Origin of the sequence: Pantoea coffeiphila, assembly GCF_016909495.1 — a bacterium.
Lineage (GTDB): Bacteria > Pseudomonadota > Gammaproteobacteria > Enterobacterales > Enterobacteriaceae > Erwinia > Erwinia coffeiphila.
This window is the reverse complement of record NZ_JAFBFW010000001.1, coordinates 832895-851040: the sequence shown is the minus strand read 5'-3', so window position 1 is coordinate 851040 and position 18146 is coordinate 832895. Positions and strand designations below refer to the sequence as shown.

General features: G+C 61.7%; 13 protein-coding genes. All 13 read left to right on the top strand.

Annotated features, from left to right (window positions below; translation table 11 throughout):
- The first annotated feature begins 4 nt into the window (after nt 1–4).
- Entirely contained in the window at nt 5–4231 is a 4227-nt protein-coding gene (gene nirB, locus JOE09_RS03970; RefSeq protein WP_205064867.1) for a nitrite reductase large subunit NirB, read from the top strand.
- Complete coding sequence (locus JOE09_RS03965) at nt 4228–6897, top strand: nitrate reductase (RefSeq protein ID WP_205064866.1); 2670 nt, start codon at nt 4228–4230, stop codon at nt 6895–6897. The genes nirB and JOE09_RS03965 overlap by 4 nt, the downstream gene beginning before the upstream one ends.
- Nucleotides 6898–6920: 23 nt before the next feature.
- Complete coding sequence (cobA, locus tag JOE09_RS03960; RefSeq protein WP_420830615.1) at nt 6921–7769, top strand: uroporphyrinogen-III C-methyltransferase; 849 nt, start codon at nt 6921–6923, stop codon at nt 7767–7769.
- A gap of 361 nt (nt 7770–8130) precedes the next feature.
- The gene (locus JOE09_RS03955; protein WP_105594307.1) at nt 8131–8814 is read left to right on the top strand and encodes a response regulator transcription factor; all 684 of its coding nucleotides are present in this window, start codon (nt 8131–8133) and stop codon (nt 8812–8814) included.
- Nucleotides 8815–8816: 2 nt separating this feature from the next.
- Nucleotides 8817–10280 carry an ATP-binding protein gene (locus JOE09_RS03950; RefSeq protein WP_338049285.1) on the top strand — a complete coding sequence of 488 codons (1464 nt, stop codon included), beginning with the start codon at nt 8817–8819 and terminating at the stop codon, nt 10278–10280.
- Nucleotides 10281–10639: 359 nt separating this feature from the next.
- Nucleotides 10640–10843: a Flp family type IVb pilin gene (locus tag JOE09_RS03945; RefSeq protein ID WP_105594308.1), complete on the top strand. Its 204-nt coding sequence runs from the start codon at nt 10640–10642 to the stop codon at nt 10841–10843.
- Entirely contained in the window at nt 10843–11400 is a 558-nt protein-coding gene (locus tag JOE09_RS03940; RefSeq protein ID WP_105594309.1) for an A24 family peptidase, read from the top strand. Before JOE09_RS03945 ends, JOE09_RS03940 begins: the two co-directional genes overlap by 1 nt.
- Before the next feature lie 32 nt (nt 11401–11432).
- Entirely contained in the window at nt 11433–12338 is a 906-nt protein-coding gene (cpaB, locus tag JOE09_RS03935) for a Flp pilus assembly protein CpaB (protein ID WP_205064864.1), read from the top strand.
- A gap of 62 nt (nt 12339–12400) precedes the next feature.
- Complete coding sequence (locus JOE09_RS03930; RefSeq protein WP_205064863.1) at nt 12401–13861, top strand: type II and III secretion system protein family protein; 1461 nt, start codon at nt 12401–12403, stop codon at nt 13859–13861.
- A gap of 12 nt (nt 13862–13873) precedes the next feature.
- A complete protein-coding gene (locus JOE09_RS03925) occupies nt 13874–14539 on the top strand; it encodes a CpaD family pilus assembly lipoprotein (protein WP_200544461.1) in 666 nt (221 codons plus the stop codon).
- Nucleotides 14540–14554: 15 nt separating this feature from the next.
- Nucleotides 14555–15763 carry a CpaE/TadZ family protein gene (locus JOE09_RS03920; RefSeq protein WP_105594313.1) on the top strand — a complete coding sequence of 403 codons (1209 nt, stop codon included), beginning with the start codon at nt 14555–14557 and terminating at the stop codon, nt 15761–15763.
- Nucleotides 15764–15788: 25 nt separating this feature from the next.
- Entirely contained in the window at nt 15789–17156 is a 1368-nt protein-coding gene (locus JOE09_RS03915) for a TadA family conjugal transfer-associated ATPase (RefSeq protein WP_205064862.1), read from the top strand.
- 9 nt (nt 17157–17165) lie between these two features.
- Nucleotides 17166–18143, top strand: coding sequence for a type II secretion system F family protein (locus JOE09_RS03910; RefSeq protein WP_105594315.1), 978 nt, complete (start codon nt 17166–17168; stop codon nt 18141–18143).
- Nucleotides 18144–18146 lie beyond the last annotated feature (3 nt).

The window sequence follows — 18146 nt, the reverse complement described above, 5'->3', positions numbered from 1 at the left end:
CGCAATGAAGAAACTCACCCTGATCGTAGTCGGTAACGGTATGGCGGGCGCGCGGCTGGTGGAGCGGCTGTGCGAACGCGCACCGGGGCGTTTCCGCATCCTGATCGTTGGCGAGGAACGGCAGCCGGCCTATAACCGCATCCAGCTGACCCCGGTGCTGTCCGGTGAGAAAGGCTTCGACGACATCATCACCCATGCCGCGCCGTGGTATGCGGCGCACGGCGTGACGCTTATCGCCGGTGCGCCGGTCACGGCAATCGACCGCGATGCGCGCCGGGTCAGCATCGGCGACCGGACGCTGGCCTATGACCATCTGGTGCTGGCTACCGGCTCGCGGGCGTTTATGCCGCCGCTGCCGGGCAACGATCTGTGCGGAATCCACGGCTTTCGCGATATGCGGGATGTGGAAAACATTCTCAGCGGTGAGGTTGTCGGGCAGCCTGCGGTGGTGATTGGCGGCGGCGTGCTGGGCGTGGAAGCCGCCGCCGCGCTGGCGCTGCGCGGAATGCAGGTCAGCCTGCTGCACCGTGGGCCGCATCTGATGGATGCTCAGCTGGATGCACATACCGCCGAGCTGCTGCGGCTCAGCCTGGCGACACGTGGCATCACTTCGGTGTTGCAGGCGCAGACCGCCGCTTATCTCGCTGATCTCTCCGGCTGCGTAAAGGCGGTGGCGCTGCGTGACGAACGTGAAATCCCGGCGCGGCGCGTGGTGGTGGCCGCCGGGGTACGGCCCGAGATCGCCCTGGCGCGGTCTGCCGGGCTGGCCTGCGATCGCGGCATTCTGGTCAACGATCGGCTGTACACCTCCGACCCCGATATTTCTGCCATCGGCGAATGCTGCCAGCAGGGGCAGCTGACCGTCGGGCTGGTTGCGCCGTGCTGGCAGCAGGCAGACGCGCTGGCCGCCCGTCTGCTGGCCGATCCCATCGCTGACCCCATCGCCGACCCCATTCCCGCCGCCGTCAACCCGACGCTGGCGGTGCGCCTGAAGGTGACCGGCATCGATCTGTTCTGCGCCGGTGAGCTGCACGGCGGCGAGAACGCACAGATCCACAGCGCCTCCGATCCGTTCGACGGCCATTACCGCCGCCTGCTGCTGCGCGATAACCGGCTGGCAGGCGTGGTGCTGTGGGGTGACATCAGCGATGGCCCGGACTATCTGTCCCACATGAACCAGACCTCTTTTTCGCAGACGCCACCGAGCGTCTTCAGCCCCGGCGATGCGCCTGCCGATTCCGGCCCGTCGCCCGTTAAATCAGAAAAGTTGTCCGTTGAGGCAACGAGGAGCAAAGCAATGTCAAAACCCGTATTAGTGATGGCCGGACACGGCATGGTCGGCCACCATTTTCTGCAGCAGCTGGTGGAACGTGAGCTGCATCTGCACTATCAGGTGATTGTGTTTGCGGAAGAGAAAGCCCCGGCCTACGACCGGGTGCATCTCTCCGAGTATTTCTCCGGCCGCAGCGCGGAATCGCTGTCAATGGTGGAAGACGGCTTCTTTGAGTCGAGCGGGATTGAGCTGCGGCTGGGCCACTGCATCGGCCATATCGACACCCGCCACCGTTTTGTTGTTGATCACCAGGGCCGACAGACGGCGTACGATGTGCTGGTGCTGGCCACCGGTTCCTATCCGTTTGTGCCGCCGATTCCGGGCAACGATGCGCCGGGCTGCCTGGTGTACCGCACGCTGGACGATCTGGCGGCGATCCAGGCCTGTGCCGCCACGGGGAAAACCGGCGTGGTGGTCGGCGGCGGCCTGCTGGGGCTGGAAGCGGCCAATGCGCTGAAGCACCTCGGCCTGCAAACCCACGTGGTAGAGTTCGCGCCCCGGCTGATGGGCGTGCAGCTGGACGAGGGCGGGGCGGCGATGCTGCGGCGCAAAATTGAAGCGCTGGACGTGCAGGTGCATACCGGCAAAGAAACCCGCGCCATCGTCGCCGGGGAAACCGGTGGCTACCGCATGGAGTTCGCCGACGGCGGCCATCTGGATACCGATCTGGTGCTGTTCTCCGCCGGTATCCGCCCGCGGGATCAGCTGGCAAGAGAGTGCGGTCTGGAGGTCGGGCCACGCGGCGGGATTGTGATTAACGATAGCTGTCGCACCTCCGATCCGGCGATTTTTGCCATCGGCGAATGCGCGCTGTGGAACGGGCAGATTTTCGGCCTGGTCGCACCCGGCTACCAGATGGCGCGCACCCTGGCCGATACGCTGGCCGGGAGTGACGTTGCCTTTAAGGGCGCGGATATGAGTACCAAACTCAAGCTGCTGGGCGTAGAAGTGGCCTCGGTGGGCGACGCCCATGGCCGCACGCCGGGCAGTCAGAGCTACAGCTGGGTAGACGGCCCCGGTGAAGTGTACAAAAAAATCGTGGTGTCAGAGGACAAAAAGCGTCTGCTTGGCGCGGTACTGGTCGGCGACAGCAGTGAATACAGCACGCTACTGCAAATGATGCTCAACGACATGCCGCTGCCCGCCAGCCCGGAAATGCTGATCCTGCCCGCCAGTTCCGGCGCGGCACCGCAGTCGCTGGGCGTGGCGGCGCTGCCCGACGGTGCGCAAATCTGTTCCTGCCACAACGTCAGCAAATCGGATATCTGTGACGCGGTGAAGGGCGGCTGCGGTGATATGGCGGCAGTGAAAGCCTGCACCAAAGCGGCAACCGGCTGCGGCGGCTGCGCGGCGCTGACCAAACAGGTGATGGAGTTTGCGCTGACCGAAATGGGCGTGGAGGTGAAAAAGGACATCTGCGAGCACTTTGCCTTTTCGCGGCAGGAAATCTATCACCTGGTGCGTGCGGGCAATATCCGCAGCTTTGAAGAACTGATCCACAAGCACGGGCAGGGCAGCGGCTGCGAAATCTGCAAGCCGCTGGCCGGATCGATCCTCGCCTCCTGCTGGAACGACTACCTGCTCAAGCCGCAGCATCTGCCATTGCAGGACACCAACGACCGCTACTTTGCCAACATCCAGAAGGACGGCACCTATTCGGTGGTGCCGCGTATTCCGGCCGGTGAAATCACCCCGGACGGGCTGATTGCCATCGGTCAGGTGGCTAAACGCTACAACCTCTACACCAAAATCACCGGCGGGCAGCGGGTGGATCTGTTCGGCGCGCGGCTGGAACAGCTGCCGGAAATCTGGCAGCAGCTGGTGGACGCCGGGTTTGAAACCGGCCACGCCTACGGCAAATCGCTGCGCACGGTGAAATCCTGCGTGGGCTCCAACTGGTGCCGCTACGGCGTGCAGGACTCTACCGGTCTGGCCCTGCGGCTGGAGAACCGCTACAAGGGGCTGCGTTCACCGCACAAAATCAAAATGGCCGTTTCCGGCTGCACCCGCGAGTGTGCCGAAGCGCAGAGCAAGGATGTCGGGGTGATCGCCACCGAAAAGGGCTGGAACCTGTACGTCTGCGGCAACGGCGGCATGAAGCCGCGTCACGCCGATTTGCTGGCGCAGGATATGAGCACCGAGGATCTGATCCGCACCGTGGATCGCTTCCTGATGTTCTACGTGCGTACCGCCGACCGGCTTCAGCGCACCAGCACGTGGATGGACAATCTGGAGGGCGGTCTGGACTATCTGCGCCAGGTGGTGCTGGAAGACAGTCTGCACATCGGCGCGGAGCTGGAAAGCGAGATGGATGCGGTGGTCGGCACCTACCAGTGCGAGTGGCAGACGACGCTGGCCGAGCCGGATCGGCTGGCGCTGTTCCGTCCGTTTGTTAACAGCGCCGAACCGGATGAAGCGGTGGTGATGGTTACCGAACGCCAGCAGATCCGCCCGGCGACCTCGCAGGAGCGCGCCGAACGGTCGCCGATCGTCGTTAATCCGTCGGTCAGCGCGGGGCAGGGCTGGGTGGATCTGTGCGATGTGCAGGCGATCCCGGCCAATGCGGGGATGGCAGCGCGGCTGGCCAACCGGCAGATTGCGCTGTTCCACCTGCCGACGCATCCGCAGCAGGTTTTCGCCCTGAGTAACCACGAGCCGGACAGCGATGCCAACGTGCTGTCGCGCGGGCTGCTGGGCGATGTGAAAGGGGAGCCGGTGGTGATTTCACCGCTCTACAAGCAGCGTTTCCGCCTGCAGGACGGCCGCAGCGTGGATGACGGCCAGCTGGCGCTCAGCGTCTGGCCGGTTAAGGTGGAAAACGGCCGCGTCTGGGTGCAGGAACAGCCGGTCGCGGCAGCGGTGAAAACGGCGGAAATTATTGCGACGGTCAGCGTATGAAATCGACGCCAGCAGCAACGACGCTCACCACCTGCGCCTACTGCGGCGTGGGGTGCGGCGTCAGCATGCAGCCGCAGGGCGATGCGTTCAGCGCCAGCGGGATAAAAACCCATCCGGCCAACCTCGGGCGGCTGTGCGTGAAGGGCAGCGCGCTGGGGGAAACGCTGGATCTGCAGGGGCGGCTGCTACAGCCGGAGATCGATCGCCAGCCGGTCAGCTGGGTGCAGGCGCTGGACGCGGTCGCGGATCGGCTGCGGGCGATTATCAGTGAATATGGTCCGCAGTCGGTGGCGTTTTACGGCTCCGGCCAGCTGCTGACCGAGGATTACTACGTTGCCAATAAGCTGATGAAGGGCTTTATCGGCGCGGGAAATATGGACACCAATTCGCGGCTGTGCATGGCTTCCGCCGTGGTGGGCTATAAGCGCGCGTTCGGTGCCGATGCGGTGCCGTGCCGCTATCAGGACCTGGAACAGGCCGACTGCGTGCTGTTAACCGGTTCGAACACCGCATGGGCACATCCGGTGGTTTACCAGCGGCTGGCGCAGGCCAAAAAAGATCGACCGGAGATGCGGATTATCGTGATCGATCCGCGCCAGACCGCCACCTGTGACATCGCCGATATGCATCTGGCGCTGCGCCCCGGCAGCGACGCCGCGCTGTTCTGCGGCGTATTAAATGCGATGGCGGAGTGCGGCAGGCTGGATAGTGATTTTCTCCAGCTGCATACGCAGGGGGCAGCAGAAACGCTGCGGGCGGCGAGTGAATGGACGCTGGCGCGCACGGCAGAATTCTGCGGCCTGGCGGAGGAACAGCTGCGGGACTTTTACCGGCTGGTCGGCGGCAGTGAACGGCTGGTGACGCTCTATTCGATGGGCATCAACCAGTCCAGCTCCGGGGTGGATAAATGCAACGCCATCATCAATCTGCATCTGGCCACCGGGCAGATCGGGCGCGAGGGCTGCGGGCCGTTTTCGATAACCGGTCAGCCAAATGCGATGGGCGGGCGCGAAGTCGGCGGACTGGCGAATCAGCTGGCCTGCCATATGGGTTTTACGCCGGAGGATATCAGCCGGGTAGGGCGCTTCTGGGGCAGCGATAGCGTCAGCCAATCCGCCGGACTGAACGCGGTAGATCTGTTCCGGGCGGTGGAAGAGGGGCGGATCAAAGCGGTCTGGATTATGGGCACCAATCCGCTGGTGTCGCTGCCGGATGCCGACCGGGTGCGGGCCGGGCTGATGCGCTGCCCGCTGGTGATTGTTTCCGATATTATGCGCGACACCGATACCACCCACGCTGCCCATATCTGCCTGCCCGCGCTGGGCTGGGGTGAAAAAAACGGCACGGTGACCAACTCCGAGCGCTGTATTTCGCGCCAGCGGGCTTTTTTGCCTGCCCCCGGAGAGGCAAAACCGGACTGGTGGATACTCAGCCAGGTGGCACAACGGCTGGGGTTTGTTGACGCCTTTGCCTGGCAGCATCCGGCGGAGATCTTTCGTGAGCACGCGGCGCTCTCCGGCTTTGAGAATCAGGGTTCGCGGGCGTTTGATATCAGCGGCCTGGCGCAGCTGTCGAATGCGGAGTGGGACGGGTTGCAGCCGATACAGTGGCCGGTCAACGCGGCAAATCCACAGGGCACGGCGCGGCTGTTTAGCGACAAACGTTTTTACCATCCCGACGGCAAAGCCCGGCTGATCGCCGTGGTGCCGCGCCTGCCGCTCAACGCACCGAGCGAAGCATATCCGCTGGTGATGAATACCGGACGGGTGCGCGACCAGTGGCATACGATGACCCGCACCGGCAAGTCGGCGCGGCTGATGCAGCACCTCAGCGAACCGTTTTGCCAGTTTCATCCCGATGATGCGCCGCAGATCCGCGCTGGCGATCTGCTGCGCGTGTCCTCGTCGCACGGCTGGCTGCTGCTGCGCGCGCAGCCGGACCCGCTGCAACCGCGCGGCAGCGTATTTGTGCCGATGCACTGGAACAGTAACTTCAGCCAGCAGGCGCGGGTGGATGCGCTGATTGAGGCGCACGTCGATCCGCTCTCCGGGCAGCCGGAAAGCAAACATATGCCGGTGAGCCTGCGCCGCTGGCGCGCCGCGTGGCAGGCGGAACTGTTTGTACGCGGCGAAAATAGCGTGCCGCCGCTGACGCCGTACTGGAGTCGGATTACCCAGCCGGGCATCGCACACTTTACCCTGGCAGACTCTTCGCGGCCGACGGACTGGCCGGCGTGGGTGAACGAGCAGTACCCCACCACTGGCCTGATTTGCCAGACCGCCGATCTGGGCGACGACGGTTTCAGCCTGCTGGCCTGGTGCGAGGGGGAACTACAGCTGGCGTTTTACGCCCGTCGCAGGGCACCGTCCGTGGATCGCCAGGCGGTAGTGGCGGCCTTCAGCGCACCGCCGCAAACCGCACCGCAGCGGCTGGCGCTGCTGGCAGGGCGCGCCGGAGGCGATAAAGCACCGACCGGTGCCATCATCTGTAGCTGCTTTTCCGTCGGTGAAATCCCGATTGCGGATGCCGTACGCCAGGGCTGCCGCAGCGTGCAGCAGCTGGGTGACGCACTCAAATGCGGCACCAACTGCGGCTCCTGCATTCCCGAACTCAAAAAAATCATTGCCGTTCAGCTCAGTACGCAGACGGCGGGAGAGGTCAAATGAACACACTTCAACAGGCGTTACGGATGCAGCAGATGGCAACGATTCTGGCGGCGGGCGATCGGCAGCAGCCGGTGCGCGCTGGCGAAGTCTGGCTGGTTGGCGCGGGGCCGGGCGACGCTGAGCTGCTGACTCTCAAGGCGTTGCGGGCGATCCAGCAGGCGGACGTGGTGGTGTTTGACAGGCTGGTCTCCCCACCGGTGATGGCGCTGATCCCCGATGAAGCGCTGCGCATTGACGTCGGTAAATCGATGCGCGATCACACTCTCGGCCAGGATGAGATTAACCAGCTGCTGGTTGATCTGGCGCTGAGAGGTCACCGCGTGGTGCGGCTGAAAGGCGGCGATCCCTTTGTGTTTGGTCGCGGCGGCGAGGAAATGGCGCACTGCCAGCAGAGCGGAGTGCCGTGCCATATCGTGCCCGGTATTACGGCGGCGATGGGCTGCGCGGCCGCCAGCGGCATTCCCTTAACCCACCGCGATCTGGCGCAGTCGGTGCGCTTTGTCACCGGCCACGGCGCGCAGGGCGAGCCGGACGTCGACTGGGCGGCGCTGGCCTCGGCGCGGCAGACGCTGGTGTTTTACATGGGCATTACCCACAGCGACCACATCAGCCAGCGGCTGGTGGCGCACGGGCTGCCTGCGAGTACACCGGTGGCGGTGATCGAACGCGGCACTCAGCCGGAACAGCGGGTGCTGACCGCCACGCTGGATTCGCTGGCGCACATTATCGCCCGTGAAAAGGTTAAAACGCCTGCACTGTTAATCGTCGGCGAGGTGGTGAAAATGTACCGGGGCGATAACGATCGCAGCAGCAGCGCGAATAAGTCCGGTGCCGAAAATCAGTCCGAACGCGCCGCCCTCACGGTGAGTTAAAGCCGGGCGACGGTGAATCGCGCTTTTGCCCTCAGCGCAGCGGCTGCCGGGGCCAGCCATAATTCCAACGCGCCAGCATTAAATTTCGTTAAGGTTCCGGCGTGCCTCATCACGCCGTTCGCCTGTAACCCTTGCCCGCCGGGGCTTACACCCTGAATCCTTCTTTGTGCAAACGCTTACACAAACATTGCAAATATCTTGTAATCAAATGATAATGATTGTTATTATCTGTTAGAGTATTTAGTCGGTTGTTACCGGCCGCCTCCCTTCCTGTGTAGCAAAGTAATAACTGATTTATATTAATAACAAGTACCTGCATTCAGCGGGCGGGCTGAAAGAAAGTGCAGTTCAGGGGAATTTTATGCGCGTTTTAGTGGTTGATGATGATTCCACGCTTTGCCAGTGGCTGAGTGAGAAATTACACGCCCACGGACACTCCTGTCGTCTGGTTCACGACGGCGCGTTAGCGCTGGAGGCTATTGAACAGGAAGTCTATGACGTGGTTCTGCTGGACCGAATGCTGCCCGGAATGGACGGCTTCAGCGTCCTGCGTGCGCTTCAGGGCCGCCAGCATCCGCCGGTAATGCTGCTGTCGGCGCTCGATCGCGATATCGATCGGGTGATGGGCCTGGAACTGGGGGCCGAAGATTATATGGGTAAGCCGTTCAATATGAACGAACTGCGACTGCGGCTGGATATTATCGTTGGCCGCGACAAGCGCCGCAGCGAGCACAGCCAGGTGCTGACGTTTGCCGATCTGAAAGTCGACTGCCTGCAACGATCGGCCTGGCGCGGCGGCAAGCGCATTGAACTGACCGATAAAGAGATCAAGCTGCTGATGCTGCTGATGGAGCATCCCGGCAAAGTGCTCAGCCGCACGCTGCTGCTTGAGCGGGTCTGGGGCTATCAGTTCGATCCGCAAACCAACCTGATTGACGTACACCTGTCCAAGCTGCGGGCCAAGATCGATAAGGGCTTCTCGCTGCCGCTGATCCGTACTCTGCGCTCGGTGGGGTATTGCCTTGGTGAAGTTGAGAAGAGGTAGGGGTGTCGTCCGTTAACAATCTGCGCGAGCACGGCCTGCGCCTGCGTCTTTTCCGACGCCGTGCGCTGATGAAACTGCATCAGTGGCAGGCCATTCTTGCCAACTACGATCCGGCGTTTCTGTCGACCTCCAACTTTCGTCAGGCCATTACCATCGCCTATCTGTTTATGATGATGATGCTTGGCTGTATCGTTGGTGTGAGTGTGCTAAGTGAATCACTGTTACGTACCCACGTGCATGATATTATCACCAACGATATCTACAGCTATTCCGCTAAATCACGCTTGAAAACCAGCGAAAGCCTGGTGGATTTTTTGCGCCAGGAGCGCGACGAGCAGAGCGGCGAGCTGCCGATGGTAATGGTTCTGGCCGCCGACGGGGCGCTGATTTATCACAACGCCCCGGTGACGCCCGCGCGCGGCCACTGTGGCATGGATATTGAATGTCTGAAAGGTCTACTCGGCGTGGCGGGCAGCAACCAGGTTATCGCGCTGGCGGTAAGGCTGGACGATGGTGCCACGTTCTTCCGCGCGTATAATATCGTGCCGATGATGGAGCGGCTGAGGACCATCCCGCTGGTAGCGGGGGCCGGGGTGTTTATTCTGCTGATGTGCTGCCTTCTTGTCAGCAGCCGCTTCAGTCAGCGTAACCTCAACAGCGTGCGGCAAATCCGCGAGGCGCTGCGCCGCTACAGCACCGGCGAGCAGCACGTGAGGATGCCTGTCTCACCGTGGGGCAACGATTTCGACGGACTGTGCACCGATATTAACCAGAATCTGGAGCGTATCGATCGCCTGATGAATCAGGTGCGCAGCACTGCCGGGCACGTGGCGCACGAGCTGCGGACGCCGCTGACGCATTTGCAGAATCGTCTGTTCAGCCTCGGCGAGCGCGACGATCTCAGCGGCAGCGTGCGGCGGGAGATCGACGCGGCGACCACCGAAGTGCAGGATGTGCTGGCGCTGTTCCGCAACGTGATGCGCATTGGTGAAATTGAAAGCGGCCGCTGCGTTCACCAGTTTGAACAGTTCAGCGCGCAGGATCTGCTGAACGATTTAGCCGAGTATTATCAGCCGCTGGCAGAAGAGAAGCAGTGCCTGCTGGCGGTTGAACTGAAAGCCTCGATGCCGCTGTTTGGCGATCGGGCGCTGGTGTTCCAGGCGATGGCGAATCTGATTGAGAACTCGCTGAAATACGCCGCCGAACGCGGACGGATCACTCTCAGCGTACAGCTGCATCGCGGCTGGCTGGCGCTGGTGGTGGCGGATCTGGGCCCGGGTATTTCACCCGACCTGTATCCGCGGGCGACGGAGCGCTTTGAACGACTGGGGCAGGACGGTACGCACAGTGGTTTTGGGCTCGGACTTTCGCTGGTAAAAGCGATTGCCGAATTACATCATGGTAAACTCTATTTTGGATCTGCCGATCCCGGGCTGGTGGTCTATTTGTGTCTTAATCGCAGCTAGTGAAGGATATCTCCAGGAAAGTCTTAGTATTAATCTGGCTATATTTATGCCATTTGTTCTTTGTGTAATATTATTTACCATTAAGAATTATTAATTCTCCCTCTACGCGCAGGGAATTATTCCCTGCGCGAATCCCCTGTAAAATATAATCCCTTCTCGGAGTCCGGTTTTATTTTCCCGCGCAACGTTTCTCACCGCGAAAATTACGGTTATTCAGACAAGAAAATAGCGAAAATTAACGTATCTTAATCTTCGGCATCTTGTTGTTCGTGAGAATAAGTCTCATTATTGACGCCTCTGGTTGTGCTTCTGCCGTGCGCGGAAGGCAACGCAATAACCTGAAAGAGAGTAGCGGAATAATGAAACAGTTAAGTGCAAAACTGCGTGCCTTTTTCCATGACGAAAGCGGCGTAACGGCCATTGAATACGGCATTCTGGCTGCGGCAATGGCGGCAGCGATTGCGGCAATCTTCGGCGATGACGGTATCTTTGTGAAGGCGCTGAACGACAAGTTTACTCAGATTGCCGATCAGATCACCGGCTCCGGCACCACCACTAAATAATGGCGATACAGTCAGGCGTACAGATTGCCTGGTATGTCCTGCTGGTTGTTGGTTTGCTGTGGTGTGTGTTTAGCGACCTGCTGCAGCGGCGCATTCCCAACCGCGCCGTGCTGCTGCTGTTACTGGGCTTTCTGGCGCTTTGCGCGCTGGCGGCTGAAGGAATAGCCGGTCCGCTACCGCGCATTTCCGGGACGCTGCTTCAGGCGTTACCCGGTGCCGGTCTGGTGTTTGTCATTGGTTTTGCTATGTTTTTAACCGGCCGTCTGGGTGCCGGAGATGTGAAGCTGATGAGCGTGCTCTGCCTCTGGGTTGGCTATGGGCATCAAACCCGGTTTGTGATGATCACCGCGATTGCAGGTGGGGTACTGGCGCTGGCGCTGCCGCTGCTGAATACCTTAACCACCGGTATTGCGTTGTTTATTGAACGGTTGAACAGCAACTTACGGATAAATATTACACCGCCGCCGGTATTACCCGATGAATTATCACGGGGTATTCCCTACGGAATTGCCATTGCATTTGGTGCGGCTTATATCCTTATTTGGCCTCAGTTCTGAATAAAAGAATCTGAACCGGTAAATATAAAAAAATGAAAATTAATTCAACGGTATTATTAGCCGGGGCGCTAATTGCTGCCGGTGTGGTCGCGTTGGTCGTCCGCAGCCAGCTCTCTGCACCGGTTGCTAAACAGGCGGCAAAGGCTCCAGTGGAAAAAACCGCAGTATTAGTCGCCGCGCGCGATCTCTCTCCGGGTGATTTTATCGATCCCTCTGCCCTACGCTGGGAAGAAACGACGGAGTCCGTTTCCCGCTCGTTTTATTTCGTCAGTGGTAAAGACCAGGAAAATAAACTGTTCGGTGCCACGCTGCGCGAACGTATTCCCGCAGGCACCCGCCTCAGCAGCAATATGCTGGTGCGTCCAAACGAACCTGGATTTGTCGCCGCCGTGCTGCATCCGGGTATGCGTGCCATCTCTATCCCGACCAGCGCCGTCGCCAGCAACTCCGGTCTGGTTTCCGCCGGTGACCGGGTGGATGTGATCCTCAGTCTGCGCCGTGATGAGCAGATGCAGCTGGCTCCCACCGCCGATAAACCCGTTGTCGTACCCATGCTGGCCGCCCAGACCGTGGCGCGCAATCTGCGGGTACTGGCGATGAACAGCCAGACCGACACCGACGTGCGTCCGCGCCAGGACGTTGACGGCGACGCGACGGGTAAAAATGCCCCGGCGCGCCCGCGTAACCCGGTCTATCAAACCGTGACCGTTGAAGCCACGCCGCAGCAGGCGGAAGTGCTCGCCGTTGCGAAAGAGGTTGGCCTGCTGCAGCTGGCGCTGCGTAGCCCTGTAGAGGCGGAAGATGATGTTGAAGCCGCGCTGACCCCGGTTACCCGTCTGGCAGATACCACCAGTATTTACGGCGGTTCACAGGGCAATGTGAAGGTGAAAACCTTCCGGGCCGATAAGCAGAACGTGCAGCAGTTCCAGGCAAGATGACAGCGTGCTGCCGCAGGCTGCGGCAGCACGGATGAGATAATCCCAGTCACGGATATTCCTAAATGAAGATGAAACCTACCGACTTTTGCCGCCGCCCGGCTGGCAAACGATTGCTGACGGCCGTCAGCTGGGTGTTAGCCACCCTGGCACTGCCAGCGGCTGCGGTCACCCAGATTGACGCCACCAGCGAGATCCACCTGAACGTTCACCAGGGGCGCATGCTGCAGCTGGATGAAGTCCCGGACAGCGTGCTGGTTGCCGACCCGGAAATCGCCAGCTTTGAGCTGCCATCCCCGGGCAATGTGTTTGTCTATGCCAAAACCGTCGGCACCACCACGCTGTATGCGATGGATGCCGACGGCCAGGTGATCAGCGCAATTCGCCTGGTAGCCGAGCACGACCTGGCGGCGCTGAAAGAGCGTCTGCGCCGTGAGTTCCCGGATGCACAGATCCAGCTGGAAGCCTCGGTGCCGAGCGGCGTGATCGTGCGCGGCAGCGTGGAAACTCCGCAGGATGCCAAGAAAGTTATCGACAGCGTGCAGGCATGGATCGGTTCTTCCGGCGGCGCGGGTGGATCGGGTGGCGGTGGCGGACAAGGCGGCGGAGCCGGTGGTGGTTCTGGCGGTGGCGGCGGTTCAGGCAACGCTCAGCCTGGCTCCAGCACCACGTCACCTAACGTGGTGAACCAGCTGAAGGTGCGTACCCCTTCACAGATCAACATCCGCGTTCGCGTGGTGGAAGTCTCCCGCAAGCTGACCCACGAACTGGGCTTTAACTGGGATGCCTCGCTGAATCGCGGCGGCAACAGCTTCGGCTTCGGCAGCGGTGCGTTAACCGACTTCTTCAGCGCCACCAGCAACACCTTCACCCGTGAAGGCGGCAGCGGCATGCTGGGCTATAGCAGCACCGGCAGCGACGGTTCGCTGAGCACACTGCTCTCGGCGATGAACTCGCAGGGCCTTGCCTCGGTGCTTGCCGAGCCGAACCTGACGGCGATGTCCGGTGAAACTGCCGCGTTTGCCGCCGGTGGTGAGGTGCCGATTGTTCTGGTCACCGGCAACAGCATCAGCATCGACTACAAATCCTACGGCGTGATCCTGCGTATGACGCCAACCCTGCTGTCGGGCAACCGCATCAGTCTGCATATCGCGCCGGAAGTCAGCGAGCTGACCTCGGTCGGTTCGGTTCAGCTGGAAGGGGGTTCCACCATTCCTGCACTGACCGTGCGCCGTGCCGACACCACCGTCGAGCTGGCCAGCGGACAGAGTTTCGCCCTGGCAGGCATGTTGCGCAGCAGCAACAGCCAGACGGTAGACGGCGTGCCGGGTCTGTCATCGATTCCGGTGGTGGGCCGCATGTTTGAGAAAGAGTCAACCAGCAGCGAAGAAACCGAACTGGTGATCATCGCCACCGCCTACGTGGTTGCCCCGGTAAGCGCCGGTCAGCTGCAAACCCCGGGCAGCGGCGTGAAGATGATCGATGCCGTAACTCCTGAATTCGGTGCCGCTGGCTACCTCTACTGACAGGCGATAAACATGAAAAATTATTCTTTATTTACCCTGCGCCTGAGCGGTATTGCGCTGCTGATGACCACGCTGGCCGCGTGCAGCGACCGCGATATCAGCGCCGAACGCATGGAGCGTTTCAATCAGCCGGATCTGGCGGCGGTGAAGGTGAAGCCGTCCTCGCTGGCGGTCAATCTTCAGGTCGATCGTAACGGCCAGGGGCTGACCCCGGAATCGCTGGCGGCGGTTAATCAGCTGCTGAAACAGCAGGGCAGGCTGGAAAAACAGACCCTGACGCTGACGCCGTGGACCCCACGCGGCGAACAGCTGGCGAATCGTCTGGCGAACGCCTTACAGAATGCCGGTGCCGACAAGCGCCACGTACGGGTGATGGGCCGCGTGCCGTCCGCCGGGCGCGGTGGCGATCTGCAACTGCAGTCGCAGGCGCTGGCGGTGACCAACACCCGCTGTCAGATCAACGATCCCAACCTGCTGATGGTCAAGCCGTATGAGGCCGTGGGCTACCTCGGCTGTGCCAACCAGAGCAACCTGGCGCAGATGGTGGCGGACCCGCGCGATCTGATCCAGGCGCGCAGCCTGGATGATGCCGACGGCGTGGTGATCGTCAACAGCATCGAACGCTACCAGCAGAACGAGGTGAAAGACCTCATCGACATTAACTTCGACGAAGATTAACGGAAGGTTAAGCGTATGAGCGAGGCAACGAATTCCGCCCAGCAGGAAGGCGAAGAGTGGGGCACCGGACTGGTGGCGTTTATCCAGGGCAGCGGGCCGCAGAGCCAGCTGCGTGAAGATCTGGCGCGGCTGAAGCGCAGCGATGCGCAGGTGCTGGCCGGTGGACTGAGCGCCGCCGCGCAGTGGTGCGAAGTGAATTTGCCGCCGCAGGTGCTGCTGGTGGATCTGGACGGCGAAGCCTGGCCGCTGCCAGCGCTGGAAAGCCTGATGGCGATGTGCGGCCCGCAGACGCGGATTATCGCGCTCGGCCAGGGGCAGGATATTGGTCTGTACCGCGCGCTGTTGCAGCTGGGTGTGACCGAGTATCTGGTGAAACCCTGCACCCTCGATCTGCTCTCCGCCACGCTGGCGAAGTGCGACGGCCAGCAGTCCGGCCCGGAATATGCCCGCACCGGGCGCACCGTGGCGGTCGTCGGTGCCAGCGGCGGCGTGGGCACCAGCACCGTTGCTGCCGGGCTGGCACAGCTGATGTCCGGCGAACGGCATCTGCCGGTGGCGCTGGTGGACTTCGACCGCCGCCACGGCGATCAGCTGCTGCTTCAGGGCGTGAGCGAGAGCGGTGGCCTGTCGGCGGTGCTGGAAAGCAGCCAGCTGGATACCCGTCTTCTCCAGCGCGCGATGTTGCAGGTGGACACCCGTCTGCACCTGCTGGCGCAAAAACCGGATTTAGGCCCGCTGAGCGAGCCGGATGCCGACGCGGTGCTGCACCTCGGCGGCAGCCTGTGCCGCATGTTCAATCAGGTGGTGTGGGATCTGCCCGGCTCGTTCCCGAACGGCGCGCTGGATGTGATCTGCTGTGCCGACCTGCGCATTATCGTCACCGAACTGACGGTGCAGGACGCGCGCAACGTTAAGCGCATCATCCAGGCCATCGGCGACGAGAGCGAAGGGCAGCGGCTGATGCTGGTGCATAACCAGAGCCACTATGCCGCCGCCGCACCGCTGACCCGCGCGCAGTTTGAAGCGCTGGTTGGCCGTCCGCTGGACCTTGTGCTGCCGCATGCCGGTGTTGGACTCGGGCAGAGCCTGAGCCTGGGGGCGCTGGATCTGGCCGCCAGCGGTCCATTCCGCCAGGCGATGCGCCAGCTGGTAGATCTCGCCTGCGGGCAGCGCCTGCAGCCGGTGAAAAAGAACTGGCTGAACGGCCTGCTTAAGCGCGCCTGAGCGAACTAACGTGAGGAAAAATCCCATGCTGATGCGTAAACCCGCAACCCCGCGCCGCGAAGAACCGGTCAGAAAACCGGACGCCGCACCGCAGGCGGCCAGCGTTGCCGAGGTGCCGGAGCCGCGCCAGGTTTCTGCCGCGCCGCGCCCGCAGGTGGAAAGCCGCAACGGCAACCGTCGACTGATCCGTTCGCAGCTCTACGACCTGATCGATGCCGGTCGCGCAGCGGCGATGTCCCGCGACAAGTTGCTGCTGCAAATCCAGTCGGCCATTCGCCAGCTGTGTGATGACCAGCGCCTGCAGCTGTCGCGGCAGGAAGAAGAGCTGATTGCCGGTGAAATGCTGGACGAGATGACCGGTATCGGTCCGATCCAGCCGCTGCTGTCTGACGACACGGTCAACGACATTCTGGTTAACGGTGCCGGACAGGTGTTTGTCGAGCGCTTCGGCAAGCTGGAGCTGTCGCCGATCACTTTTATCGATGAAGAGCACGTCTTTAACACCGCCCAGCGCATTGCCGCCGGTGTGGGCCGCCGCATCGATGAGTCCAGCCCGATGGTCGATGCCCGCCTGCCGGACGGCAGCCGCGTCAACGTCATCACCTACCCGCTGGCGATCGACGGCACCACCATTTCGATCCGTAAATTTATGCGCCGCAACCTGTCGCTGGAGCACCTGGCCTCGCAGGGCTGTATGTCTCCGGCGATGGCGGACGTGCTGAACAAAGCGATGCAGGCGCGGCTGAACGTGATTGTTTCCGGCGGAACCGGTGCCGGTAAAACCACGCTGCTGAACGCGCTGTCGCAGAAAATCGACAGCACCGATCGCATTATCACCATCGAAGACGCCGCCGAGCTGCAATTGCAGCAGGAGCACGTGGTACGCCTGGAAACGCGCCCGGTCAGCGCCGAGGGCAGCGGCAAAGTTGACCAGCGCGACCTGATGCGTAACGCCCTGCGTATGCGTCCGGACCGCATTATTTTGGGTGAGGTGCGCGGCGGCGAGTGCTTCGACATGCTGCAGGCGATGAACACCGGCCACGACGGTTCGCTGTGTACCGTGCACGCTAACACCACTCGCGATGCGGTTCAGCGCCTGGAAAACATGGTGATGATGGCCAACATGCAGCTGCCGCTGATGGCTATCCGCCGCCAGATCTCCAGTGCGGTACATCTGATCGTACAGATTGAGCGTATGCGCGACGGTATGCGCCGCGTGGTGGCGGTCAGCGAACTGTGCGGCATGGAAAACGAGGTGCTGCAAATGCAGGACCTGTTCAACTTCCGCGTCACCGGTTCGGACGGTCAGGGACGCATCACCGGCGAATACGTGCAGACCATTCAGCGCCCGCAGTTCTACGCGGACAAAGCGCACCTGTTCGATGCGCATTAAGGGAGCCTGATGAACGCGTTTAAGCTGAATCTGATCACCGGGCTGGTATTTCTCAGCGTGCTGATTGTGGTGCTGGCCGTCAGCCACTGGCGGCGTCAGCGCCAGCTGGACGAACAGCGCCGCCTGCGCTTCGCACAAATTCTCGGTGAGGGGGCGGAAGCCGCCGGTGAAGAGGATGTGTCGATTCTGCGCAGCCAGGCGCAGACGCCGCTGGCCTCGGTGCCGCTGCTCGGGCCGCTGCTGGCGAAACTGTGGCAGCAGCTGGCGTTTATCGGCTGGCAGCCAACCCTGCGCAAGCGCCTGCTGATCCTTTCCGCCGTCGGGCTGCTGGTCGGCATGACCCTTGGCCAGCGCACGCCGATGCCGCTGACCTTTGGCCTGCTGTTCTCCGTGTTGGTCACGCTGGCGATCGCCGTGCTGCTGTTCCGCAGCAGCCTGCAAAAACACCTGCATCAGCTGCGCGAAGGGCTGCCGGATGCCATTGACGCCATCACCCGCAGCGTCCGCGCCGGGGTGCCGGTTGCCAACACCTTTGGTCAGGTCGCCTCGCACCTCAGCGGCCCGCTGGCGACCGAGTTCCGCACTATCGATCACTGGCTGAAGCTCGGTATTCCACTGCGTCAGGTGATTCAGACCTCCGCCGGACGGGTGCCGATGGCCGAATACCGCTTTTTCGCGGTGATCCTGATTATCAACCAGGAAGCGGGTGGTCGTCTGGGGGAAACCCTGGAGCGGCTTGCCACCACGTTACGCCAGCGCCGCGAGCTGGCAATGAAGGTGCAGTCGAAAACCTCAGAGGCCCGCGCGTCGGCCAAGATCGTCGCCGCACTGTTCCCCTGCTGCCTGGGCTACATGTACCTCAAATCGCCGGAGGACATCACCTTCCTGTTCAGCGATCCGGTGGGCAGCACCATTCTGATTTACGCGCTGTGCAGCATCACGCTGGGCATGTTGATCACCCATCTGATGGTTAAACGCATCGCGTAAGGA

What these genes read in the sequence shown, in the direction of transcription:
- JOE09_RS03925 (WP_200544461.1), top strand. Translation starts at nt 13,874, where the DNA reads ATGAAAAATTATTCTTTATTTACCCTGCGCCTGAGCGGTATTGCGCTG.
- JOE09_RS03955 (WP_105594307.1), top strand. Translation starts at nt 8,131, where the DNA reads ATGCGCGTTTTAGTGGTTGATGATGATTCCACGCTTTGCCAGTGGCTG.
- JOE09_RS03965 (WP_205064866.1), top strand. Translation starts at nt 4,228, where the DNA reads ATGAAATCGACGCCAGCAGCAACGACGCTCACCACCTGCGCCTACTGC.
- JOE09_RS03915 (WP_205064862.1), top strand. Translation starts at nt 15,789, where the DNA reads ATGCTGATGCGTAAACCCGCAACCCCGCGCCGCGAAGAACCGGTCAGA.
- JOE09_RS03930 (WP_205064863.1), top strand. Translation starts at nt 12,401, where the DNA reads ATGAAGATGAAACCTACCGACTTTTGCCGCCGCCCGGCTGGCAAACGA.
- JOE09_RS03940 (WP_105594309.1), top strand. Translation starts at nt 10,843, where the DNA reads ATGGCGATACAGTCAGGCGTACAGATTGCCTGGTATGTCCTGCTGGTT.
- nirB (WP_205064867.1), top strand. Translation starts at nt 5, where the DNA reads ATGAAGAAACTCACCCTGATCGTAGTCGGTAACGGTATGGCGGGCGCG.
- JOE09_RS03920 (WP_105594313.1), top strand. Translation starts at nt 14,555, where the DNA reads ATGAGCGAGGCAACGAATTCCGCCCAGCAGGAAGGCGAAGAGTGGGGC.
- cobA (WP_420830615.1), top strand. Translation starts at nt 6,921, where the DNA reads ATGCAGCAGATGGCAACGATTCTGGCGGCGGGCGATCGGCAGCAGCCG.
- JOE09_RS03945 (WP_105594308.1), top strand. Translation starts at nt 10,640, where the DNA reads ATGAAACAGTTAAGTGCAAAACTGCGTGCCTTTTTCCATGACGAAAGC.
- JOE09_RS03910 (WP_105594315.1), top strand. Translation starts at nt 17,166, where the DNA reads ATGAACGCGTTTAAGCTGAATCTGATCACCGGGCTGGTATTTCTCAGC.
- cpaB (WP_205064864.1), top strand. Translation starts at nt 11,433, where the DNA reads ATGAAAATTAATTCAACGGTATTATTAGCCGGGGCGCTAATTGCTGCC.